Genomic DNA, 21,736 nt, shown 5'->3' with positions numbered 1-21,736 from the left:
CCGCAGTTTGGGAAATCGTTGTCGCGCTGAACCGAAGCCGGCTCGGTGGCGAATGAGGGCGGGTTCATGTCGATGAAAGCCCTCACGCGGCACTGCCGTTCTTCACCGTTTCGGGCTCGACATAGCGGAAGCGCCGCGAGCGATCCCGGTCACGCGGGTCAGGACGCGGGATCGCCGAGATCAGCGCTTGCGTATAGGCATGTTCGGGTGAATTGCAGACCTTGTCGGCATCGCCGACCTCGACCAGACGCCCCTTGTACATGACGCCGACACGGTCGCACATGTAGCGGATGACGCCGATATCATGGCTGATGAAGATATAGGCGAGGCCGAGTTCGTCCTGCAGGCGCATCAAGAGATCGAGTACTTGGGAGCGCACGGAAACGTCGAGTGCCGAAGTCGCCTCGTCGGCGACGATCACGCGGGGATTAAGCGTGATGGCGCGAGCGATGCCGATGCGCTGGCGCTGGCCGCCGGAAAAGGCATGCGGATAGCGTTCGCGAGTCCTTGGATCGAGACCGACCTGTTCCATCAGATGGCAAACGCGCTCATCGAGCGTCCGGCCCTTGGCGATGCCGTTGACGAGCAATGGTTCACCGATGATCTGCGAGACGGTCATGCGTGGATTGAGGGAGCCGAAGGGATCCTGGAACACCATGCGCAGTTCGCGACGCGCTGCCGCCAGAACTATTCCCTTGGCGCTAGCGAGATCGGTGACATCGCCATCGGCGCGGCGATAAAGGATTTCGCCCGCACTCGGATCGATAAGACGCATGATGGAGCGGCCCATCGTCGTTTTGCCGGATCCGCTCTCGCCGACGATGCCAAGCGTTTCGCGCGGCAGAAGCGAGATCGAGACATCGTTGAGGGCATGAACCTCGCCGAAGGCCATCGACACATTGCGCAACTCGAGGATTGGAGCTGCGGATCTGTCCAGCGGCGGCCGGGCAAGGCGGATTTCAGCCTTCCTTTCAAGCTTCAAAACCGAGCCGATCAGCATGCGCGTATAATCGTCCTTCGGCGCATGGAAGATCTGCTCGACCGGACCGTATTCCCGGACGACGCCGTTATGCATGACGAGCACGTCGTCGGCGATCTGCGCGACCACGCCCATGTCGTGGGTGATGAATAGCACCGCCATGCCATTGGCCTTCTGCAGCCGGGCGATAAGGTCGAGGATTTCGGCCTGCGTCGTCACGTCGAGTGCTGTCGTCGGCTCGTCGGCGATCAGAAGCTGCGGCTTGCAGGCAAGCGCCATGGCGATCATGGCGCGCTGGCGCATGCCGCCCGAATATTGAAAAGCGTAGCGGTCGATCGCCTTTTCCGGAGAAGGGATTTCCACCTGCTTCAAAAGCGAGATTGCCTCGGAACGCGCTTCCGCTTTGCTCATCTTCGTGTGGAGGCGAAGCGCTTCCATGATCTGGTCACCGACCGTGTGGACGGGCGAGAGCGATGCCATCGGCTCCTGAAAGATCATGGCGATATCGCGCCCCCGGATCGACCTGATCTGCCGCCCGCGCGGATTGAGCTTGACGAGATCGACCGAATTGGCGCTGGCGCCGTTGAGAATGATCGAACCGCTGGTGATGCGGCCGGGAGTGTCGACGATCTGCAGGATAGAGCGTGCGGTGACGGACTTGCCCGAGCCGCTCTCCCCGACGACGCAAAGCGTCTTTCCCGGTTCGATGGCAAAGGAGAGATCGTCGACTGCGCGAAAGGTCCCGGTTCGCAAGGGGAAGTCGACGGTCAAGTTCTTGACCTGCAGCAGCGGGCGGGCGGTATTCATGGAAACGATATCGGTCATGCCCGCCTCATTTGTTGTAGGGATCGGCCGCGTCACGCAGGCCATCGCCGAGAAGGTTCAGCGCCATGACGGCGATGACGACAGCGACACCCGGCAGGAAGAGCCATGGGGCCGTTGCGATCGAGCGGATATTCTGCGCCTCGCGCAGCAGCACGCCCCAGGAAATGGTCGGCGGCTGCAGGCCGAGCCCCAGGAAGGAAAGCGACGTCTCGGCCAGGATCATTGCCGGCACGGCAAGGGTGATGGAGGCGATGATGTGGCTCGCAAAACTCGGCAGCATGTGGCGGAAGATGATGCGCCCCTCGCTAGCGCCGTCGAGCCTGGCCGCGGCGACGAATTCTTCCGTTCGCAGCGACAGGAAACGGCCGCGCACGACGCGGGCAAGCTGCGCCCAGCCGGTCAACGAGAGGATGATCGTGATCATCATATATTGAAATACGGCCGGCCAACCTTGCGGCAGGGCGGCCGCCATGGCGAGCCAGATCGGAATGGTCGGCAGCGACAGCACGAAATCGATCAAGCGTTGGATGAAGAAGTCGAGCTTGCCGCCGTAATAGCCTGAAATCCCTCCAAGAACGATGCCGAGCAGAAGCGAGAAGAACACGCCGACGAGACCGATCGACAGAGAAATCTGTGAGCCTTGAACGGTGCGGCTGAAGACGTCGCGACCGAGCCGATCCGCACCGAACAGAAGAAGCGGCGTCGACTTGTCCGAGGATGCCAGCAGATGGATGTTGCTGGTGAAGAGCCCGAGCACGGAATATTCGTAGCCGCGCCCGAATAGGGTCACGGAAACCCGCTTGGTCGTGTCTTCCTTGAAGATCGCCGCCAGCGTTTCCGGATCGCGCGTCAGCTTCAGCGGATAGTAGTGCAGCCCTATGGAAAAGCCGTTCTGGGTATCGATGAAATGCACACGCTGCGGCGGGTGGAAGGTCGCGCGCGCATTTTGCTGATTGGGATCGTTAATGGCAAAAAAGCCCGGCACGATCGCAACGATATACATCATCACGGTGACGACGAGGGCGACCATGGCCAGCTTGTGGCGGCGGAAGGCCCACCAGATCAGCTGCCATTGCGAGGCGACGGCGGCACGGTCGGGGCGCAGATTTGTAACTGCAATATCGGCCATGGGCTGCTCCTATTCCAACCGGATGCGGGGATCGACGAGGGCAAGCAGGATGTCACTGATGAGTGAACCGATCAGCGTCAGCGCGCAGATCAAAAGCACGAAAGCTCCGGCAAGATACATGTCCTGCGCCATCAGAGCCTGGAGCAGCAGCGGCGCTGCCGTCGGGAGGTTGAGAACGATCGCCACCACGACGGACCCCGAGATCAGATTGGGCAGCAGCCAGGCAATGGTCGAGATGAAGGGGTTGAGCGCAATGCGCAGCGGATATTTGACCAGCAGGCGGAATTCCGAAAGGCCCTTCGCCCGGGCGGTCGTCACATAGGGCTTGGGCAGCTCATCGAGCATGTTGGCGCGCATGACGCGGATGAGGCTTGCTGTCGACGAAACGGCGAGAATGATGACGGGAAGCCAGATATGCGACAAAAGATTCAGCATCTTGGCGATGCTCCAGGGCGCGGTCTCGAAGTCGGAGGAGAACAGGCCGCCGACATCCTGACCGAACTCGACGGCTGCGACATACATCAGCACCAGAGCCAGCAGGAAGGAGGGGATAGCAAGCCCAAGGAAGGTGAAGGCGGTAAACAGGTAATCGCCGATCGAATATTTCTTGACGGCGGAATAGACCCCGATCGGCAATGCGATTGCCCAGGTGGCGATGAGGGTCGCCAGTGCCAGCACGAGCGTTAGCGCCATGCGCTCCCAAATCAAGCCCGAGACCGGTTGCTGCCATTCGAAGGAAATGCCGAAATCGCCGCGCGTGACGATGTTCCATATCCATTTCAGATATTGGATGAGCATCGGCTGGTCGAGGCCGAAGCGTTCTCGCAACTGCGCGGCCGTGTTCTGGTCGACCACCTCGTTGGAGGAGGCAAGCGTGGCGATATAGGTCGTCACATAGTCGCCAGGGGGCAGCTGGATCAGCACGAAGGCGAGGAAGCTGATGGCGAAGAGGGATGGGATCATCCACAAAAGGCGTTTACCGATGAAGACCAGCATGGCTATTTCTCGCAATGAGCGCTGCTATAGGCAGCTCCGCATGAAGGAAAGCGCCGCCCATGCAAGGCGGCGCCGAATCCGTGTGATCAGCTGGTGAAGAAGAATTGCTGCGGCATGGCCGGTCCCGGGTTGGGCCAGGACCAGCTGTCCGGCTGTTTTTCCGGAACATTGTGCAGATTGTTGCGGATGATGCCGAAGCCGCCGACGGCAAGGCAAAGCCCAACGGTTTCAAACTCTTCGGCGGCGATGTCGAAGATCTGCTTCATGACGGCGCCACGCTTGTCGAGATCGGCCGTCGAGCGTGCCTCGTCGAAAAGTTTCATGCGCTTCTTCTGGCTTTCCGGCGGCTCCTCGCCGTGCTTGCCGTTCGACGTGTACCAGACCGACCACGGAATGGCGTAGCGCGAGCCCTGCGGGTGGAAAGCGAAGAAATCACGCGGATCGAGCATGGGATCGAGGCCACCAGGTCCCGGCCAGACTTGGGCGTCATGGGCATTATCGTCGCCGCGGGTGTAATAGAGCGCGCGCTCGATCGTGTTGACTTTCATGTCGACGCCGATCTGCGCCCAATGTGCCTTCACCAGTTCGAGAGCATCGACCAGATCTGGATAGAGGGTCGGAATGACGTCGATGGCGAAGAAGACTTTCTGGCCGTCCGGCCTCAGACGGAAACCGTTCGCATCCTTCTTGCCGTAGCCGGCCTGATCGAGCATGGCGCCGGCCTTGTCCGGATCGTAATCGGTGAATTGCCGCGCGTACTTCTCGTTGTACCAGGGATGCTCCGGTCGCGGTCCAGCCTGATAGGGCTGGCTTTGGCCGAAATAGACTATATCGATGATTTCCTGCCGGTTGATCCCGAGCGAGAGCGCCTGCCGGACCGATTTGTCGGCAAACATCTTGCGCATGGCCGGATCTTTATGGGTGATGTTGAAGTAGATTTGGCATTGCTGTGAGGTCGAAGGGACAAGAGTTAGAAGGCGATAGTCACCCTTCTTCATATTCTGCGAGAGCGTCGGCTTGTTGGCGAGCACGCTGATATGGCGTTCCTGAATATCGATCTTGCCGGAAATGACGTTCAGCATCAGCGATTCCACATCTTGCGAAATGCCGAAATTGATCTCGTCGACATAGGGAAGCTGGTTGCCTGATGTATCGACCTGCCAGAAGTAGGGATTGCGTGTCATGACGACGCGGGTGGCGCCGCCGGTATAAGGCTCCTTCACGACCCAGGGATCGAGCGTCGGCTTGTCCGGATTGCCCCAGCGTGAGGGGATCTCGATGTCGCCGCAGCGTGCGCGGAAAAATTCGGGCCAGCTGCTGGCACCGGCCTTCTTCGCGTCGTCGGCAACGTTCGGATTGTATTTCGGCAGGAACTGGCTGCAATAGTGCTTGGGAAACAGCGTCGGATGCTGGCCGAGCGGGGTTGCAAGGTTTTCCAAGTAGAGTGCGTTCGGCGCTGCGAAGGTGAATTTCACCGTGTAGTCATCGATCTTCGTGACATCGACGGCCTTGCCGGCGACCGAGAGCTGCGCCGGCGCAGCACTATAGAGATCGGTATTCTTGACGCAGTCCTCAATGGCGAAGACTACATCGTCCGCCGTGAACGGATGGCCGTCCGACCAACGCGCGCCCTGGATGAGATAGAAGGTGAATTGCGAGGCGTCGGCATTGACGTCCCAGCGCTCGGCGAGGTTCGGCAGGACCTGGGTGAATTCGAGATTCCAGCGCACCAGGCTCTGGTTGCCCACCATGCGCAGGATACCGTTGTGGTCGGAGGAGCCGCGCAGGCCTCGCCGCAACGTACCGCCATAGGTGCCGACCTTTTCATAAGGTGTGACGACCATCGGCTTCTTCGGCAGCCGCTCGGCGAGCGGCGGCAGCTTGCCGTCCTTGACGAGCCCTGCCAGGGCGGGTGGCTCGCCGCCCGCGTCGGCGGCATTGACACGACCGGCCAGAGACAGGGCTGCCATTCCCGCAATGCCTCCGAGGACGGCACGTCTGCTCACGCCGCGGGCCAATGTTTCATCGCGCATCGAATCCTCCCATTTTGACCTCGGCCGGGTTTTCCCTGAGCCGATGCGACAAGCTCCCAACCCGTCGCCATTGCACCCCTCTGGCGCAGCGCCAAGACCATATTACGTTCTCAGATAATTACAAGAGTTGACAGATTTTTACAGATTTAGTAGCTCTGACGCGCAGGAAATGCGCTATGCCCTATCGCTGGCCGGCATTCACAAAGGACGATGATGAAACTCTCTGTCGCCAACGAATCCGAGACGGGTGCGACGCGCTTCGGCGACATCATCTATGAGAGGATCGTCGCCATGATCGCGGACGGGCAGTTTCCGGTGAACGAAAGATTGCCGGCGGAAGCCAAGCTCGCGGAGATGTTCGGTGCGTCACGGCCTGTCGTGCGCGACGCCCTGGAGCGGCTGCGTGCCGACGGCTTGATCGTATCGCGCAAGGGGTCCGGTTCCTATGTGCGCCAAAGGCCGGATTCTTCAGTCCTCAAAATGGTGCCCGTAGGATCGCTCGCCGACGTCCAGCGCTTCTTCGAATTTCGCGCCGGGCTCGAGGCGGAAGCCGCAGAGCTTGCGGCGCGCAACTGGCAAGCTGATGATAAGGAGCGGATCACGGCGGCGCTTCAAAAGCTCGAACAATGTCTGGGAGAAGGTCGCCTCGGCGCGGAAGAGGATCAGGAGCTGCACGATGCGATTGCGATCGCTACCGGCAACCAGTTCCACATCACCGCCCGCGAATTGTTCAGACCGCACTTCGCCATCGGTCATTCGGTGACCCGCAGCCTCAGTCTCAAGCGGACGCCAGAGCAGATCCGCAGCGTTCAGGACGAGCATGCCGTCATCGTACAGGCGATCTTTGCGCGGCAGGAGACCGAAGCGCACGATGCCATGAAGCGACACATATTGAATGCGCGCGCCCGCATGTTCCAGGGCGTTTAGGAAATTGGATGAGGCTGGAGCGAGGTGACGGCTTCTTTACGCTCCCTCGCGTTCGTCTCGACGGGTAATGAAGGGTAAGGGTAGGAAGATGAGCATTGAAACCATGCGACAGGCGCTGACCGGCGTCTCCGGCGTTCCGGTCACGGCCTATGATGCGAATGGCGAGGTGGAGCCGCACGTGACCGCCAAGGTCTATCAACGCGTGGCTGCAGCCGGCATTCACAACATCGTCGCGGCAGGCAATACCGGCGAGTTCTACGCGCTCACGCCCGAGGAAATCCGCCACGTCCATGAAGCTGCGATAAAGGGTGTCGACGGCAAGGCGCCGGTGACGGCGGCAATCGGCCGTTCGTTGCGAGAAGCCATCCGCATGGCCAGGGATGCCGCTTCGATCGGCGCTTCCGCCGTCATGTCGCATCAGCCGGTGGATCCTTTCGCCGCTCCCGCCTCGCAGATCGACTATTTCCGCGATCTGGCGGAGGCCTCGCCCCTGCCGCTCGTCGCCTATGTCCGTGCCGAAGGCTTCAGCGTCGATGACGTGGTTCGCCTGGCCGGCCACGGCAATATTGCCGGCATCAAGTTCGCGACGACGGACTTGATGCTGCTTTCGCGGGCAATCGCCGCCTCCGATCCGAATAGCGCGCTGTTCGTCTGCGGCCTTGCGGAGAGCTGGGCTCCTGCATTTGCGGCCGCCGGTGCACGCGGTTTCACCTCCGGCCTCGTCAATGTCGCGCCAAAGCTGTCGCTTGCCGTTCTCGATGCCTTGGCAAGGGGGGACTTTGCTGCTGCCCGCGCGATCGTCAACAAGCTCGAGCCCTTCGAGCGCATGCGCACGAAGTTCCGCAACGGCGCCAATGTCACCGTCGTCAAGGAAGCAGTCACTTTCTCCGGCTTGAATGTCGGCCCCGTTCGTGTTCCCGGGTTGCCAAGCCTCGATCAGAAGGATCGTGAAGAACTGTTTGCCCTGCTTCGTGCGTGGCAAGAAGCCGGCGAGCTTTCCGCCAACTGACAGCTGGCATCGGCGCGACCGCTTCGGGTGTTGAAAATTGGCATAGAGTGATATATGTAGCCGATATCAGATATCGGAGATCTCTCATGAGAATCTTGGTTGACATTGGCGACCCGGAGGTCAAAGCGCTGGATCAGCTGGCGCAGCGAGAAAAAGTCTCGCGAGCAGCGCTCATTCGCAAGGCAATCGATGATTTTCTGGCTCGCAACGCAAGTATTAGCGAAGTCGAGGCGTTTGGGCTCTGGGCTGATCAAAAGGTCGATGGTTTGGCGTATCAGAAAGACATTCGCAACGAATGGTAAAAGCGCTTTTCGACACCAACATCTTGATCGACCATCTCAATGCCATACCGCAAGCGCGACATGAGTTGATGCGGTATGAGGAAAAGGCGATTAGCATGATCACCTGGATGGAGGTTCTTGTCAGTGCCCGACCGGCGGTAGTGGTCGGAACACGCGCTTTCCTGGCGGGATTTGCAGTTATCGCAGTCGATGATCATATAGCCGAACGTGCGGTATCTCTGCGACAGCAATATGGCATCAAACTGCCCGATGCCATCATCTGGGCAACGGCAAATGTTTGTTCGATGTTGCTGGTCACGCGGAACACCAAGGATTTTCCGAGGGAAATGCCTGATATTCGCGTGCCTTACGAAATCTGAACGCACTCTTCGTTTCGTACTGGAGCATCGCCCGCTGCAATATGATTGCGAAGGTGGCGGTTCGACGCCGTTCGACAACACCGTTCAATCGCAAAAACTATCGCAATAACGCAGGAGGCGGCAGGTTGATTTCGACGATCAAGACTTGAGGCTGAGCATTTATGAGAGAGAGGGAGCCACCATGGGATTGGACGATGTCATGATCGATGAAGAGTCCCAATCCAAATCCGCCATGATCGCCTCGAGCGGTATCCAATTTGAAGAAGGGCTCGATAACGTCATTATGTGACTCCAGAGGAATACCCGGGCCGTCGTCCACGACCCGAATGGTGACGGCGCGGTCGGCTTTAACATCAAGTCAGAGCGTTTCCGCTTTTCCTCTAATCGTGAAAACGCTCCATCCTTTTGTTTTTACGCATTCCGGACGGAACACCGCTTGCGCTCTTTTCCTGGAATGCTCTAGGCAGCTTGGCGCGGCAGATCCTTGGCGTTGCCGAACAACACCCCGATCATGCGCAGGCGATTACCGCTCTGCCGACCGACATAGACAATGCCATTCTCTTCATGATGCAGGATCCAGTCTCCCGTGACGCCTGTGTCCCAATCGGTAACATAGCCATCATCGCACAGTCGCCAATACCCGCTACGGGCTTCGCCGTCATCGAGCAGCATATGCGCTGTGCCGTCCTGTCCAAAGTATACGTAAGCTTCCTTGCCGTTGCGCTCGAGAACGTGGGTTGTGCCGGGAATGAGGATTTCCAGTGCATTGCGTTGCAGAATCGTCATGACGTCTCCTTTTGGGGATGGATATTGCTTCATGCTGTCGCTAGGTGTAATCCGCTTAGTCAAGCAGCTTGACTATGTAAAGGAACCGATGAGTTTGGTCAAGAAACTTGACGATAATGCTTTGCTCGACCATATCGGCTGGCGGCTCTGGCAGGCGAGCCGCGCATGGCAGGGCGAATTCGCGGCTGGCATGCGCGAGGCAGGGCATGAGTGGTTCAGCGAGGCCCGTGCGGGCCTGATAGGTCACATCCCCCGGCATGGTCTTCGTCAATCACGACTCATCGAGCGCATGGGAATTTCCAAGCAGGCCGTCCAGCAACTCATCGACGGGCTGGAGGCCGAAGGGATACTGCGACGCCGCAACGATCCTGAGGATCGCCGGGGCAAGGTCATTGTCTTCACCGAAAAGGGGCTGGCGGCGTTGTCCGATGGCGAGCACATCAAGCTCGCTATCGAGCGTGGCTATCGCGAGCGGCTGGGTGACATCCATTTTTCCGCTCTGATGGAAGCGTTGAGAGCACTGGACGGCCTCAGCTGAAGATTGAAGCCGCCGCCGATGTGGATGGCGATAGCGTGTATCGCATTCCCGATGCCTTCTCGTCACCGGCAGAAGCGGACAAAGCAGCGCGTGCTAAGGCGAAAGAGCTTGCGCGCGGGGAGGGCAGTGTTTCCGTAACGGTGTTGGGCGATGCCGAGATAGAAGCGGGACTGCCTCTGCTCTTCGCAGACGTTCGCCCTGGACTTGATGGCGTGCCTTACATCATCAAAACGGCACGTTCCAAGTACACGAAGACAACCGGCTTTGAGGTTGACGTTTCCGGGCAGCTTTACGACGGGAAACAGGCGAAGACGAAAGCGGCGGCAGGCGCAAAGGTGTCGAACCGCTTAAAGCCGCCGATACGGCCGGGAAGGTTGCACCAAGTAGCGCGCCGGGCACGCCCGCTACGCCTCCGGTTTTCCTTAGGCCTCGCCGCTTCGGGCGGATTGATGAGAACTAGGCCGTTTCGGAACAGGTTATCTTATTAGCTTCCCCGTGGTCCAAAACTCTTGAACTTTGACCCACCAGATGCGGGTTTCCGGTTGTAGCCACGAAAGAAAGTCTTCGGGCCGGGTGTTGCGATGGAGCCTCGTGTTTTGAAGGTCTTCGAGTAGGCCTATAGTAGCCGTTTCTTTAACATATGGGTCGCCCGTGAGATGCCAGCGCTCGACGACATCGAAAACAGCGCTAAACCTGTTCGTATTGCCCGTTTCCAAATTTTGCACCAGATGACGTGCAAGCTCTGCCAATGCGATGTAATTCGGCAACTCGTCGTCGTCAGATTCATAGGTTCGTTTGAAGCTTTCCCACATGCCACAAAACGAGGGGTCGGCCTCCAAAAGGGGTTCAAACATATTCGAGCGGTCGAACTCAAAAGAACTTTGGTTGGTCTTGTCTTTGCTCATGTCCGCGTGATGGCTGGTGTTAAGATGTAGGTGCGCCCCGCCGCTGCCGCTATCCGGCAACATGTCAGGGCATCAGGATCGGCTAGGCCGCTTTCGGCCGGCCATTTTGACGCGGCCGGTAATGCGCATGCATCAAGAGCGGGTCGCGCAGGCTTGCGCGCAGCAGCATTTTGACGGCATGGCTGACGGGAGCGCCCGCACGATAGTTCTTCCATGTGCGGAGGGTAACTCCAAGGAAGTCCGCTGCCTCGTTATTCGAGAGCCCTATGTCTTCCTGCCATTTCCGCAGATCCTCGGCATTAAAATCGCGTTGTTCTTCGGCGATCTGGAACAGGTGATAGGCATCGATCGCCAAATCTTCGCCGGCCCATTCGACCGTTGCGCCATAGTCGGCAACTGCGGCGGTTTTCCAAACATCGGGAGACTTGAGAGGGGCGAGCAATTCGCCACCGGTCGCAATCCAGCCAATTAGGTTTGCAGAAGTTTCAGCGCCACCCTTCCACGTTATTGCCAGCGTCATGTTTGACGTTGGCGTTACTCTTTCAATTCGCGGCATATCCATTTCTGTTTCCCTTCCCCAAGCGATTGGAAAGCGGGGATTGCTCCGGTTCCACTCGGCGGCAATAGCTGCCTTGTTCTTTGCTGCCCATTCGAGGGCGGTACCTTGGGCCTTGCGTGCGAGCTTACCACGCAGGATTTCCAGTGTCGCGATCTCCACCAATGCATCCCCTCAGGGGTGAGAGTGTGGAAGTGCGGAGGCAGATGATCGTTCGCATAAATCCGAATAATGACGTTCCCGATTTGAAACAGTTTGCCCATGTGCCCTCACTGCGATGAGGAAAACATAGGGCATTTTATGCGCCATGTAAATATAGATGGTGCAATTTTTACCCCAAAATATGGAGAGAAGTTATGGATCACGCGAAGTTCTTCGCGGCGGTACGCTCGTCGTTGTTCGGCGGGCGGCTTTCGGCAAATCAGGTGGACGGCATGGAGGCCATTCTGGTCGCGTGGCGTGCGGCGCCATTCGATATGCGTTGGCTCGGCAAGCTGAGGAGTTGACTATGTTTCAGCCGCTTGGCGGGGAATCAAACCCTTCCAGCGTAACGCGGCGAATGATTTCAATTGGTTAGTGCCGTATATTGCCGAATGATACATTGGCTCAGGCTAACCACACTGCACACAAACGGATGCTGATTTGATGAGTGATGCTGGATCGAGACGCGCGTTCCGCCTGCATTTTGCGACGGCGGTCGCGGTTAGAGCGCGTGAACCGTAAACTGCAGATAGGCTGCAAGGCTAATGGCGGAAAGCGCTACTATGACGACCGGATGGGAAAGGCTCTTACTGATGGCCGCAAGCATCAGACCGAGCAGGATGATGGCGCCTCCCAGCAGGAAGCCCTTATCGGCGACAGACAGTGCGAGAGCGGACAGGCTGACGGCGGCTGCGACCATCGTCACCGCCATCGGCTTTTGTAGACACTCACCCCGGCTTGCAAATGTAAGCAGGAATCTATTCCAGCTCAGACCGAGAGAAATGCTCAAAAGCAGCGACGGCAGAATGGGCAGCATGATGATCGTCTCTTCCAGTAGGGTGATGAAAGAGACGCAATTCACGTGCCAATGACCGCAGGCGGCGGTTCGGCTGGATAAATCGTCATGGGGGCATGAACGGTTGCCCGTTTGGGTGGCGATCTGCCGTTCTGTTCAGCACTCTGGCGGAACTGACGGCCTCAAGGTCTCACATGATGAGGGATCACCGACAGCACGTCCGTTTTGCGTGATGACGACATCCATCGGAATGTCGTGATGAAGCGGATGGATGGTCTCGATCCTTTGTGATTCGAAGCCGACACCGATGATCAGCGGCTTGCGATCGAGGGTGGCGAGGGTTCTGTCGAAAAATCCGCCTCCGTAGCCAAGGCGGAAGCAATGTGGATCGAAGCCGACCAGGGGTGCTATGACGATATCTGGAACAGCTTCCTTGCCCCCGGCCGGAACCGGAATGTTCCATATTCCGCGTTCAAGTCGCTCTCCCATTTTCCATGAGCGGAATATCAAGGGCTTAGCCTTGGCGACGACGACGGGCAATAGGCACACCGCGCCACGAGCCGTTGCGGCCGCCATCCATCCTCTGAGATCCGGCTCTGCCAGGAACGGCCAAAACAGGCTGATATGTTGATCCGCAACGTTGGCGACTACCTGATCGAGGTGGGTTGCAATCGAGCGCGTATATTCCTCGCGTTCTGCGAATGGCAGGGCCTTCCGGTCGTCGATCAGCCTTTGCCGCTGCACCTTTCGCCACGCGGAGATATTCAAGGCCTGGCTCTCGTTGGATGTGATGCCGCTATAAGCCGGGTCGACTTCGTGCAGCAAGCAGGCGGGGGATGCGTATTCGCGGGGTTCTTCGTCCGATTGATGTCGATCTGATTTTGCCATCCGCTCCTTAACGCTCCGTCCTACGGCTCGATATCGAAACATGCTTGAGCTGCGAGAATGATTTTTATATAGGGAATGATAGGGCAGCTTAATTCCTGAATCGAGATTTTTTCATTGGACCTTTCATCGATCGAGATATTCCTGGCCGTCGCCGGTGATCGCAGCGTGACAAAGGCTGCGAAAGCCGTCGGCCGCGTACCATCGAACGTGACGACACGCATCCAGCAGCTGGAGGACGACCTGGGCGTCCTGCTCTTCAGCCGCGAGGGCAAGAAGATGACGCTGACGAAAGAAGGCGAGACGTTCCAGATCTATGCCAATCGACTTGCTGCGCTGGCGCTCGAAGCACGCCAAGCGGTCAGGCCGGTGCCTCCATCGGGCACATTGCGGGTTGGGGCAATGGAAAGCACGGCTGCAAGCCGGCTGCCCGCAGCGCTCAGCCAATTCAATCACATGTGGCCGGATGTATCGATCCAACTGACCCTTGGCGCCTCCCGTGACCTTGCCCGAGATGTCCTCAACGACGTTCTGGACTGCGCGCTGATCGCCTTGCCGCCAAAAGCGATGCCAGATGGCGATGAGGGTTTTGAGGCCGAGCTCAGACAACTCGAGGCCGCACCGGTCTTTGTCGAGGATCTGTTGCTCCTATTGCCGTCCGGGCATCCATCAATCCGATCGGCCGCCGATCTGCGGGTCGGATCGATTGCAGCCCTGGAACCCGGATGCACCTATCGACGGATTGCGGAGAACTGGGCGCGCAAGTCGAGCACGTTGCCAACGACAGAACTAGGCTCCTATCATGCCATCCTGGCAAGTGTCGCGACCGGCAATGCTGCCGGTGTCATGCCGAAATCGGTCCTTGATCTCATGCACTGGCCGATGACGTCGGCGACACACCAACTCGCCACGGTCGATACGATCCTGATTTCTCGCAAAAATGATCGTCCGAGCGCCTTCAACGCGTTTCATGAGGTCCTTGGCGCCACCAGGGGCAAGGGGCCGCGGCTGGTACCGAACTAATCACATTGCGTCGCCCAGCCACGAAATACGCTTCCGGAAAATTGGTTTCATCATGCAACATCAAGACTCTCCAAAGGCCGGATTCAGCCGATTCCGCTTATTCTCGCCAATCCTTGCCGGAGCAACCCTACGCGAGCGGCTGATCGCCTGCCTTGGCGCCTTGATCGGTATTGGCCTGACAGGGGTCATCAGCGGCTATCTTTTCGGACAGGGGCCGCACCTTCCGCTCATCGTCGCCCCGATGGGGGCGTCCGCAGTGCTGCTTTTTGCGGTTCCGGCAAGCCCGCTTGCCCAGCCCTGGTCGATCATCGGCGGCAACACCATTTCCGCCATGATGGGTATCATTGCAGCCTATTTCATCCGTGATCCGATCATCGCGATCGGGGTCGGCGTCTCGCTGGCGATCGGAGCGATGTCGTTTACGCGATGCCTGCATCCGCCGGGTGGGGCGGCTGCCTTGACCGCCGTTCTCGGCGGACCGGTGGTTGCTGGCTGGGGCTTCCTGTTTCCTTTCGTGCCGGTCGCTTTGAATTCCTGCGTACTCGTCGGCCTCGGGCTGGTGTTTCACAAAATCTCCAGGCGCAATTATCCGCATGTCGTCGCAAAGCCGGCCGAGAACATCCATCAGACACGCGATCTGCCGCCGCCCTTGCGGGTGGGCTTTCGCGAGGAGGATGTCGACGCTGCCCTGGATGTGCTCGACGAGACCTTCGATATCGATCGGGCCGACCTTAGCCGTCTCCTGCGGCAGGTCGAACTGCAGGCGGCGGTACGATCGCATGGAGACATAAGCTGTGCCGATATCATGTCGCGCGATGTCATCGCCATCGGCGAGGATGCCGAGCCGGATCAGGCACGGCATCTTCTCTTGAAGCATAATATCCGCACCTTGCCGGTGAAAGATCGGGAAGGCCGTCTGGTCGGCGCGGTCGGCCTGCGCGAACTTTCGGAAAGCTCCGATACCATCGTGAGCGTCGTATCGAAACCGGCCGTGGCCGATGCCGCAGATCCCGCCTTGTCGCTGTTGCCCGTTCTGACGGATGGACGCACGCATGCGGTCATCGTCGTCGATGCCGACTGGCGCGTCCTTGGCCTGATATCGCAGACCGATCTTTTGAGTGCCATGGCCCGGCTTCTGCCGACCAAGGATGCGCCACGAGGCTTTCAACGCCACCCAGGGATTCGGCAAGGGTGAAGATCTTCAGCACCGCCACGAAGCGGCGCGCAGCCCAGGATTGATCGGTTCGCGAGCCGACGCGTAACCTTCGGACGCGCCTGGCGCAGGTCGACGCCTTCCATGCGACCGTAATTTCCATTTAGGGAATGACAATGATAAATCATTCTCCATTATTGAAAGATGATTGCGGGTCCGAAGAAGAAGGGCAGGGATATGTTCGTCGGGCGCGCGGAAAATGGCGACTTTGTCGTCGACTCCTTCGAGATTGCCGATCGCTTCGGGTTGTCGCTCAGTGAGTTCCGCCGTTACATGCAGCGCGGCTCGATCACCTCTTGCGTCGAGGTGGGCACGGCGAATCATGAAGGCACGAGGCGCCTGTCGCTGCGATTGGGCAATCGCATATGGCGGGCTGTTCTGGATGATGAGAACAGGGTTCGGCACGAGGAGATGACATTTCTGCGTTTGGGCGCGCGGTCGCCCGAATTCTGAGGCGATCGCAGCATTGGCGGAGGTCTTTCAGGCATTCCATGCGATCAGGTCGCGAAGCGCGAATACTGCACGGTTCTACTGTCCGGTGATGAAATCCATGAGCACCAGGGCGTGATTGTGCTCGCTGTCTTTCGCACCGTAAAGAAGTGTCGCCGTCTGGTGCCCGATCTGGTCCTTGAGCTCCATCACCGCCTTGCAATTCTTTTTGAGTTCATCCCGGTAGCGACGGCGAAACTCGTCCCATTTGTTCGGATCGTGACCGAACCAGCGCCGTAGGTCAGGGCTTGGCGCGATATCCTTCAGCCAAACGTCAACATGGGCATCATTCTTGGCGATGCCGCGCGGCCACAATCGATCGACCAGAATACGCTTGCCGTCATGCTTGTCTGCAGGCTCATAAATTCGTTTGATGTGTACGGACATATCGGATCTCCGTCGGTCAAGAGCAGTTCCGGTGACGCCACCACCCCTTGGGATTTGCGGATGCTGTCGCCTTAGGCCGTCACGCGGACCTCATGCCTGGGCGCGGCGTAGCTCCGTCGGTGATTGCCCAAATAGCCTTCGGAACAACCTGGCAAAGTGCGAGGCGCTGTCAAAACCCACTTCAAGTGCGATTTCAATGAGCGGCGCCTGTGTCTGAAGAACCAGCTGCTTGGCGCGTTCCATGCGAATGCGCGTGTAGACGGCTCCGGGAGAGGTCTTCATTTCCTCCAGGAACAGGCGTTCGAGTTGTCGCCGAGACAGGCCGACGGAGGCGGCAAGGTCTTCGGTCGGCACGACGTCTTCGATGTGGCTTTCCATGGTGATGAGCACAGCCTTCAGACGCGGGTCCTGGCATTCGATGGCGAGCGGCTTGCGCGGCTGGATATCCAGGCCGGATCGCGCCCGCTCGATTTGCAGCACTTCCAGAGCGTTTCGTTCGGCGTCCCTGCTGATATGCCGTCTAACAAGGAAGGCGGCCATATCGGCTGCGCTGCTTCCGCCGGCGCACGATCCTCTGCTGCGATCGAGATTGAACAGGCGGTCGGAACGGACAGGGTTGTCGGGGAACTGTTCTCGATAGGCCTGGTAGTGCAGCCAGCTGACGCAGGTCTGGTGCGCTTTCATCAGGCCGAGACGCGCCAGAATGAAGGTGCCGGTGCAAACGCCGATCAGCGGGATCTTTTGAGCCGCGGCCTTCTTCAGATAGTCGGCGGTCTGGTTGTCGATCGTGATGTCCGTGTTCAAAAGTCCACCGACGACGACGATGTAGTCAAATTCGCGCGGCTCGATAAAGTCCGATGTCGGCGCCACCTGAACACCGCAGCTGGCGGTGATGAGATGCCGGGTACTGCCCAACACCTGCCAGTCGGCCAGGACCCGGCCGGACTTGTCGGCCTCGTCGCTCGCCAGTCTTAGCGTATCGATAAACAGCGCGAAGGCGGAAAGGGTAAACGATCGCGCGAGAACAAATCCGACCTTCAACGGGCCATGCTTCAATTCATGCTTGCCGGATTTCATCAAATGCCTCGCCTGACCAAGCCCTTCTACTTGATCTGGAAACCATACGCCAGCGGATCACGATCGTCGACGAAGATCGTATTGTGACCGATGATCTGCGCCCAGCCGCGCGATCGAGCTTGACGATCCGCCAGAGACCGAGCGGTTCGCTCGGGGTGAGGTTGATCCGATAGCCCACGAGCCCGGCGGCCACGATTGCACTGAGCAGCGTTGCTGTGACCGCCGTCATGGCCGGAAGGAGCGGGGTATGCGGCCACTGCGCCGGCGCCATTCTCAAAAGACGCATGTTCATTTCAGCGACATCCCCTGGCCCTTGGCCTGGCGAAGCGTCTCGGCCTGTTTCAGGGCCTCGACGGTTCGCTCATGGGCACCGAGCTTCTGCACGGCGCGCATCAGGCTCCAGGCCGACTGGACCTGCGCTTTCTGACCGGGGCTCATGCCGGCGGTGATCGCCGTGAAGGTCTCGCCATTCGCGTCCTTGGCGGCGAGGGGCAGGAAGGTCCGCTCGCCGAAACGCTCAGTGACCGCCTTGGCAAATCCCTGCAGTTCCGCCTTCACTTGTCTGTTGGCCAGCGCGAACTCGAGTGCTGCGGGAAGGTCATTGCGGTCGATGGCGTCACGCACGCGTTCGAGCGTCTGGCGTGCATTCGGTGACAGCGCCGGGATGTCGATCGAGAGCTTGCGGCGGACCGCCACTTCCTCCGCCTGATGGCGTTGTTCGGCTTGGCTGCGCAGGCGCATGTAATCGCCAAGGCTTTGAGCCAGAGCTGGAACGTTGCGTTCCGCCCTCTCGCGATCCTGCCTGTCGGCGCGGCTTGCGAGCAGGCCGGATTTCCCCTTGAGCGCGCCAAAACTCTCCGGCTGGTTGCCGATCGTCGCGAGCGTCGATCTGGCGATCGCTCCATCCTTCAGCATGGCATCGACATTGGCGGCCTTGAAAGCGGCTTCCGGCTGCGCATAGACGAGATGGAAGCGGGTCGAGACGTCCTCCCATTGCTTCTTCAGACCGGGATCCGCTTCGAGCTTGTCGGCGACCGCCTGCTCGATCGTTTTCGTAGACGTGGCGATACCGGCAACCATGGGGCTGGCCTCCTTGCTGCTTTGCGAGTGGGTTGGCTTGGTGCTGGTACTGAGGCCGAGTTTGGTGTGGGTGGCGAAGCCGAGCTTGGCGCCGATGGCGACGAGCCGCTGAGCCAGATCGGCCAGTTTCTGTTTCTGGCGGACCGTCCATTCGAGCCGATCGCGGGCAATCGTGCGGGCGACGTTGACGATATGCAGGCCGCGCGCTTCGGCGAAACGGAGTGCCTGGCGATAGAGGTTGCCCTTCTCGTAATCGAGCGTGGTTTCCTTGGCATTCCTGCGCGACAGGAGCTTGATCAGGCCGCCGGCAAAGGCGAAGGATCGGGTGCCGTAATAGACGCGGAGATCCTCGCGATGACGCGTCATCGCCACATAGGTCAGATGCCGATCGAGCGACAGCGACGCAAGCACCTTCACCTGGTCGACGGTGGCCCCCTGGCTCTTGTGGATCGTGGTGGCATAGCCATGATCGAGATTGTTGTAGAAGCGCTGTTCGACGGTGACCTGGCGGCGATGCTCGCCTTCGCCGACCACGGCGACGATGCGGTTTTGACGCGCTTCGACGACCTTGCCGAGCATGCCGTTCTTGACGCCGAGCGATGCTTCATTCTTCAGGAAGACGATCTGGTCGCCAACCGCGAAGTTGCGATGTCCGTCTTCCGTCCGGAAGGCAAATCCTTCGCCGAGAATGCCACGCTCGACGAGCTCGGCCCGCGCCATGCCGTTCAGCATGCGCACATCGCGGCGCAGATGGGCGAGGATCAGTGTCGTCGTCGCCGGATCGTAGTCGCGGTTCCAATCGGCGATCAGTCTTGCGGCCGCCTCGGCCTTCAGACCCAGACCGATCATTCGACCCTGAGCGGCATAGGCATCGACGGCCTTGCCGATATTGCCGCGGGCAAGATCGAGCGACGCGTCGCGCATCCATTGCTCGCGCTGGCGATAGATGGTTTCGAGTTCGGCGTAACCAATGCGATCGGCAATGGCGCGGAAGGCGGCACCCGCTTCGATCGGCTGAAGCTGTTCCGGATCGCCGACGAGGACAAGCTTGGCGCCGGCCTTGGTCACCGCCTCGACCAGATGCGCCATCTGCCGCGACGACACCATGCCGGCCTCATCGAGAACGAAGACCGTCCTTGCGTCGAGCTGGTTTCGCCCCTCCTTCCAGCGAAGCTCCCAGGACGACAGCGTCCGCGACGATATCCCCGCTTCCTTCTCCAAACCTTCCGCCGCTTTGCCGGCGAGCGCGCCGCCCACCACCCGGTATCCGGCCAGCTCCCACGCCTCGCGCGCCGCTTTCATCATCGTCGTCTTGCCGGCGCCGGCACGGCCGATGACAGCCGCGATCCGCTCCGGTCCCGCGACGTGTTCGATCGCTGTCTTCTGCTCCTCTGATAGACGGGAGTGGCGCGTCAACGTCGCCTCGATCACCGCGTCTCGAACGCCATGCGAGGATCGCCTCGAGAGCCAGATCGCGCGGTTGGCCATCTCCGCTTCCAGCCGGATCAGCTCACGCGTCGTGTATTTGGCCGGCACCCGGGCGCCGGTCGCAAATGCGATCCGCTCGCGCTCGAGACGGAGCGCTTCGGGGCTCTGCAGGACGCGGACCATCAGGTTTTGGAACAGGGCGGCATCGTCGATATAGCGATGCAGGATCTTTGCCACGTCTTGGCTATCGAAGACGCTCTTCTGCCGCGTGATCAGCTCGAGGACGATCTCCGGACGGCGCTGGATGCGCCGTGCGTTCTCGCTTCGCCGTGCCGCCTGCAGCTCGATCCGTTCAAGCTTTGCTGACCCCGCCCACGACTGCGTCCTCGCCTGTTCCGCTTTGCGGTCGATGGCCGTCGCGCCGGCACCAATATGGATGGTCGGCACCAATTCGATGCCCTGCTGTTCGAAGGATCGGCCATCGATGCGGATATCAAGGCCGGCCAGTGCCAGATGCCGGTTCTGGCAGGCAAACCAGCCGTCGCGAAAGGCGTTGAAGTCGTCGAGGCCTCCTGCCCAAAGCTCATAGACGATCTTGCCGGCCTCGTTGCGGATCGGATTGCCGTCCGGGCCGAGGACCGCGATCGTCTTGGCGCCGAACCCGTCCTCGGTGAGCGGCCGCAGCGTCGTCATCAGATGGACGTGCGGGTTGCCCGGTGCATCGTGATAGACCCAGTCCGCCACCATGCCCCTGGCGGTGACATGCCGGTCGATGAAGTCACGCATGAGTGCGATGTTCTGCTCGGCCGTCAGTTCGATCGGCAGCGCGATCGTCACATCCTTGGCGAGCTGGGCATCGGAGCGTTTCTCGAAAGCCTCGATCTTGTTCCAGAAGGCTTCCGATGCACCAGACACCGAGCGATCGGCAACCATCGACCCCAACCAGTCGGGAGCGTCGGGAGGGATCACGAACTCTTCGTGCAGCAGGTCCTGCTTGCGGGTGTAGTCGATCATCCGCGCCTCCCGCTCGTATTCCATCTTGGTGCAGTGCCGATAGGCCGCCGACAGAACGGCGCTGCGGCCGGAACCGCGGGCCACGATGCTGACGGAGAAATAAGGAACGGCCACGACGAAATTCTTTCCTGGTTGCGAGCGAAATCCACGCGTTCGTCGGGAGCCACGGCCTGCCAGGTGTCTCAGCAGCACGTCGCGCCAGCGACGTATATAACTGCGCCCCCTTGGACCCGCTCCTTCGGAACGGCCGGGATCATTCACCAAAGCTTGCGCCTTGGCGATTGTAGGATTCACAGTAGTGCGCTGCGCACGCCCATCCGAAAGACTGGGCTCGCATGACATGCTTTCTCAGTCAGGGAGACGATCGGAAATGAAGAAACCTTCTTCAAGGATTCGCGACGAAATCGCCAAACTGCAGGAACAGCTTAGGGCCGTGGAGACCCGTGACGTCGAGCGGATTGGCCAGATCGCGCTCAAGGCAGGCCTTGGCGAAATCGAGATCAAGGAAGCCGCGCTCCAGGCAGCGTTTGAAGATCTGGCGAAGCGGTTTCACGGCGGCCAAGGTGACAAGAGCAGGGCCTTGGATAGCGAGGCTTGAGCGGATGGCGCGAATGACGACATCCGATGCCTGCAAGAAGGACACGCGCGAGAAAATCGCGCGCAATTATGTAGGACCCAGTACCAGACTTCCATCCCATGATCAGATAGTCTGAAAGCGTAGCTTTTAGAGGTTATTGCGAATGCAGATGGAGGAGCTAAAGAAGAAGCGGGAAGAACTGGGAACTGGGATCGAGGCTCT

General features: G+C 59.5%; 23 protein-coding genes and 2 pseudogenes. 10 read left to right on the top strand and 15 right to left on the bottom strand.

The features are described from left to right. Positions 1-82 precede the first annotated feature (82 nt). From FP026_RS03525 to FP026_RS03510, 4 genes are all read right to left on the bottom strand, one after another. On the bottom strand, positions 83-1,804 hold the full coding sequence (locus tag FP026_RS03525; RefSeq protein WP_149633241.1) for an ABC transporter ATP-binding protein: 1,722 nt from the start codon (positions 1,802-1,804) through the stop codon (positions 83-85). A 7-nt stretch (positions 1,805-1,811) separates the two neighbouring features. Continuing rightward, on the bottom strand, positions 1,812-2,933 hold the full coding sequence (locus FP026_RS03520; RefSeq protein ID WP_149633240.1) for an ABC transporter permease: 1,122 nt from the start codon (positions 2,931-2,933) through the stop codon (positions 1,812-1,814). 9 nt (positions 2,934-2,942) lie between these two features. Beyond that, positions 2,943-3,929 carry an ABC transporter permease gene (locus FP026_RS03515; protein WP_149633239.1) on the bottom strand — a complete coding sequence of 329 codons (987 nt, stop codon included), beginning with the start codon at positions 3,927-3,929 and terminating at the stop codon, positions 2,943-2,945. 86 nt (positions 3,930-4,015) lie between these two features. Then, positions 4,016-5,962, bottom strand: coding sequence for an ABC transporter substrate-binding protein (locus FP026_RS03510; RefSeq protein WP_149633238.1), 1,947 nt, complete (start codon positions 5,960-5,962; stop codon positions 4,016-4,018). A 213-nt stretch (positions 5,963-6,175) separates the two neighbouring features. Between FP026_RS03510 and FP026_RS03505 the strand changes: the two genes are divergently transcribed. The 4 genes from FP026_RS03505 to FP026_RS03490 all read left to right on the top strand — a co-directional run bounded on the left by FP026_RS03505 (position 6,176) and on the right by FP026_RS03490 (position 8,559). Next, positions 6,176-6,889, top strand: a complete 714-nt coding sequence (locus FP026_RS03505; protein ID WP_149633656.1) for a FadR/GntR family transcriptional regulator — start codon at positions 6,176-6,178, stop codon at positions 6,887-6,889. Between the two features lie 88 nt (positions 6,890-6,977). Further along, positions 6,978-7,898, top strand: a complete 921-nt coding sequence (locus FP026_RS03500) for a dihydrodipicolinate synthase family protein (protein WP_149633237.1) — start codon at positions 6,978-6,980, stop codon at positions 7,896-7,898. 86 nt (positions 7,899-7,984) lie between these two features. Continuing rightward, a complete protein-coding gene (locus tag FP026_RS03495) occupies positions 7,985-8,200 on the top strand; it encodes a CopG family transcriptional regulator (RefSeq protein ID WP_149633236.1) in 216 nt (71 codons plus the stop codon). Further along, positions 8,194-8,559, top strand: coding sequence for a type II toxin-antitoxin system VapC family toxin (locus FP026_RS03490; protein ID WP_149633235.1), 366 nt, complete (start codon positions 8,194-8,196; stop codon positions 8,557-8,559). The genes FP026_RS03495 and FP026_RS03490 overlap by 7 nt, the downstream gene beginning before the upstream one ends. Before the next feature lie 97 nt (positions 8,560-8,656). On the opposite strand, the gene FP026_RS30900 is transcribed toward FP026_RS03490, so the two are convergent. Further along, positions 8,657-8,878, bottom strand: a complete 222-nt coding sequence (locus FP026_RS30900) for an ATP-binding protein (RefSeq protein ID WP_188112484.1) — start codon at positions 8,876-8,878, stop codon at positions 8,657-8,659. Between the two features lie 140 nt (positions 8,879-9,018). Beyond that, a complete protein-coding gene (locus tag FP026_RS03480; RefSeq protein WP_149633234.1) occupies positions 9,019-9,345 on the bottom strand; it encodes a hypothetical protein in 327 nt (108 codons plus the stop codon). Positions 9,346-9,376: 31 nt separating this feature from the next. Between FP026_RS03480 and FP026_RS03475 the strand changes: the two genes are divergently transcribed. After that, entirely contained in the window at positions 9,377-9,883 is a 507-nt protein-coding gene (locus FP026_RS03475) for a MarR family winged helix-turn-helix transcriptional regulator (protein ID WP_246665227.1), read from the top strand. 476 nt (positions 9,884-10,359) lie between these two features. On the opposite strand, the gene FP026_RS03465 is transcribed toward FP026_RS03475, so the two are convergent. Then, positions 10,360-10,851 (bottom strand): DUF7674 family protein, encoded by a 492-nt coding sequence (locus FP026_RS03465; protein WP_246665226.1) that lies wholly within the window; start codon positions 10,849-10,851, stop codon positions 10,360-10,362. Between the two features lie 19 nt (positions 10,852-10,870). Beyond that, positions 10,871-11,506 (bottom strand): hypothetical protein, encoded by a 636-nt coding sequence (locus FP026_RS03460; RefSeq protein ID WP_246665225.1) that lies wholly within the window; start codon positions 11,504-11,506, stop codon positions 10,871-10,873. Between the two features lie 194 nt (positions 11,507-11,700). On the opposite strand from FP026_RS03460, the gene FP026_RS30095 reads away from it, so the two are divergent. Then, complete coding sequence (locus FP026_RS30095) at positions 11,701-11,850, top strand: hypothetical protein (RefSeq protein ID WP_188112508.1); 150 nt, start codon at positions 11,701-11,703, stop codon at positions 11,848-11,850. Between the two features lie 197 nt (positions 11,851-12,047). On the opposite strand, the gene FP026_RS03450 is transcribed toward FP026_RS30095, so the two are convergent. Together FP026_RS03450 and FP026_RS03445 are read right to left on the bottom strand one after the other, a co-directional pair. Next, positions 12,048-12,407: a hypothetical protein gene (locus tag FP026_RS03450; RefSeq protein ID WP_149633233.1), complete on the bottom strand. Its 360-nt coding sequence runs from the start codon at positions 12,405-12,407 to the stop codon at positions 12,048-12,050. Between the two features lie 90 nt (positions 12,408-12,497). Then, positions 12,498-13,229 carry a 5-formyltetrahydrofolate cyclo-ligase gene (locus FP026_RS03445; RefSeq protein ID WP_149633232.1) on the bottom strand — a complete coding sequence of 244 codons (732 nt, stop codon included), beginning with the start codon at positions 13,227-13,229 and terminating at the stop codon, positions 12,498-12,500. A gap of 114 nt (positions 13,230-13,343) precedes the next feature. Here FP026_RS03445 and FP026_RS03440 point away from each other — a divergent pair, with 114 nt between their 5' ends. Both FP026_RS03440 and FP026_RS03435 read left to right on the top strand, forming a co-directional pair. Continuing rightward, positions 13,344-14,249 carry a LysR family transcriptional regulator gene (locus tag FP026_RS03440; RefSeq protein WP_149633231.1) on the top strand — a complete coding sequence of 302 codons (906 nt, stop codon included), beginning with the start codon at positions 13,344-13,346 and terminating at the stop codon, positions 14,247-14,249. Between the two features lie 52 nt (positions 14,250-14,301). Next, on the top strand, positions 14,302-15,444 hold the full coding sequence (locus FP026_RS03435; protein WP_188112483.1) for an HPP family protein: 1,143 nt from the start codon (positions 14,302-14,304) through the stop codon (positions 15,442-15,444). Here the strand turns inward: FP026_RS03435 and FP026_RS30475 are convergent. Further along, positions 15,404-15,565 (bottom strand): annotated as a pseudogene (locus FP026_RS30475) (hypothetical protein); the annotation flags it as partial. The gene FP026_RS03435 and the pseudogene FP026_RS30475 overlap by 41 nt on opposite strands. Positions 15,566-15,639: 74 nt before the next feature. On the opposite strand from FP026_RS30475, the gene FP026_RS03430 reads away from it, so the two are divergent. Then, a complete protein-coding gene (locus tag FP026_RS03430; RefSeq protein WP_149633229.1) occupies positions 15,640-15,915 on the top strand; it encodes a DUF6522 family protein in 276 nt (91 codons plus the stop codon). Between the two features lie 75 nt (positions 15,916-15,990). Here FP026_RS03430 and FP026_RS03425 read toward each other — a convergent pair whose 3' ends face one another. The 4 genes from FP026_RS03425 to traA form a co-directional block, all read right to left on the bottom strand. Next, complete coding sequence (locus tag FP026_RS03425; RefSeq protein ID WP_149633228.1) at positions 15,991-16,338, bottom strand: DUF488 domain-containing protein; 348 nt, start codon at positions 16,336-16,338, stop codon at positions 15,991-15,993. Between the two features lie 90 nt (positions 16,339-16,428). Beyond that, positions 16,429-17,415: a GlxA family transcriptional regulator gene (locus FP026_RS03420; protein WP_149633227.1), complete on the bottom strand. Its 987-nt coding sequence runs from the start codon at positions 17,413-17,415 to the stop codon at positions 16,429-16,431. Continuing rightward, positions 17,396-17,707, bottom strand: a complete 312-nt coding sequence (locus FP026_RS30895) for a hypothetical protein (RefSeq protein ID WP_432444096.1) — start codon at positions 17,705-17,707, stop codon at positions 17,396-17,398. Before FP026_RS30895 ends, FP026_RS03420 begins: the two co-directional genes overlap by 20 nt. Beyond that, positions 17,704-21,051, bottom strand: coding sequence for a Ti-type conjugative transfer relaxase TraA (gene traA, locus FP026_RS03405; RefSeq protein ID WP_149633226.1), 3,348 nt, complete (start codon positions 21,049-21,051; stop codon positions 17,704-17,706). Before traA ends, FP026_RS30895 begins: the two co-directional genes overlap by 4 nt. A 256-nt stretch (positions 21,052-21,307) precedes the next feature. Between traA and FP026_RS03400 the strand changes: the two are divergent. After that, a pseudogene (locus FP026_RS03400) lies at positions 21,308-21,502 on the top strand (TraC family protein); the annotation flags it as partial. Positions 21,503-21,736: the final 234 nt, after the last annotated feature.

The sequence above is a fragment of the Martinezella tropici genome (genome assembly GCF_008370325.1).
Classification (GTDB): domain Bacteria; phylum Pseudomonadota; class Alphaproteobacteria; order Rhizobiales; family Rhizobiaceae; genus Rhizobium; species Rhizobium tropici_B.
The sequence above is the reverse complement of the archived record's forward strand: the minus strand, read 5'-3'. Positions and strand labels throughout refer to the sequence as shown.

Excerpts from the sequence above, each read along its gene's own strand:
- FP026_RS03525 (WP_149633241.1), bottom strand. The coding sequence starts at position 1,804 with ATGACCGATATCGTTTCCATGAATACCGCCCGCCCGCTGCTGCAGGTC.
- FP026_RS03520 (WP_149633240.1), bottom strand. The coding sequence starts at position 2,933 with ATGGCCGATATTGCAGTTACAAATCTGCGCCCCGACCGTGCCGCCGTC.
- FP026_RS03515 (WP_149633239.1), bottom strand. The coding sequence starts at position 3,929 with ATGCTGGTCTTCATCGGTAAACGCCTTTTGTGGATGATCCCATCCCTC.
- FP026_RS03510 (WP_149633238.1), bottom strand. The coding sequence starts at position 5,962 with ATGCGCGATGAAACATTGGCCCGCGGCGTGAGCAGACGTGCCGTCCTC.
- FP026_RS03505 (WP_149633656.1), top strand. The coding sequence starts at position 6,176 with ATGAAACTCTCTGTCGCCAACGAATCCGAGACGGGTGCGACGCGCTTC.
- FP026_RS03500 (WP_149633237.1), top strand. The coding sequence starts at position 6,978 with ATGAGCATTGAAACCATGCGACAGGCGCTGACCGGCGTCTCCGGCGTT.
- FP026_RS03495 (WP_149633236.1), top strand. The coding sequence starts at position 7,985 with ATGAGAATCTTGGTTGACATTGGCGACCCGGAGGTCAAAGCGCTGGAT.
- FP026_RS03490 (WP_149633235.1), top strand. The coding sequence starts at position 8,194 with ATGGTAAAAGCGCTTTTCGACACCAACATCTTGATCGACCATCTCAAT.
- FP026_RS03480 (WP_149633234.1), bottom strand. The coding sequence starts at position 9,345 with ATGACGATTCTGCAACGCAATGCACTGGAAATCCTCATTCCCGGCACA.
- FP026_RS03475 (WP_246665227.1), top strand. The coding sequence starts at position 9,377 with ATGCTGTCGCTAGGTGTAATCCGCTTAGTCAAGCAGCTTGACTATGTA.
- FP026_RS03465 (WP_246665226.1), bottom strand. The coding sequence starts at position 10,851 with ATGTTGCCGGATAGCGGCAGCGGCGGGGCGCACCTACATCTTAACACC.
- FP026_RS30095 (WP_188112508.1), top strand. The coding sequence starts at position 11,701 with ATGGATCACGCGAAGTTCTTCGCGGCGGTACGCTCGTCGTTGTTCGGC.
- FP026_RS03445 (WP_149633232.1), bottom strand. The coding sequence starts at position 13,229 with ATGGCAAAATCAGATCGACATCAATCGGACGAAGAACCCCGCGAATAC.
- FP026_RS03435 (WP_188112483.1), top strand. The coding sequence starts at position 14,302 with ATGCAACATCAAGACTCTCCAAAGGCCGGATTCAGCCGATTCCGCTTA.
- FP026_RS03430 (WP_149633229.1), top strand. The coding sequence starts at position 15,640 with ATGTTCGTCGGGCGCGCGGAAAATGGCGACTTTGTCGTCGACTCCTTC.
- FP026_RS03425 (WP_149633228.1), bottom strand. The coding sequence starts at position 16,338 with ATGTCCGTACACATCAAACGAATTTATGAGCCTGCAGACAAGCATGAC.
- FP026_RS03420 (WP_149633227.1), bottom strand. The coding sequence starts at position 17,415 with ATGAAATCCGGCAAGCATGAATTGAAGCATGGCCCGTTGAAGGTCGGA.
- FP026_RS30895 (WP_432444096.1), bottom strand. The coding sequence starts at position 17,707 with ATGAACATGCGTCTTTTGAGAATGGCGCCGGCGCAGTGGCCGCATACC.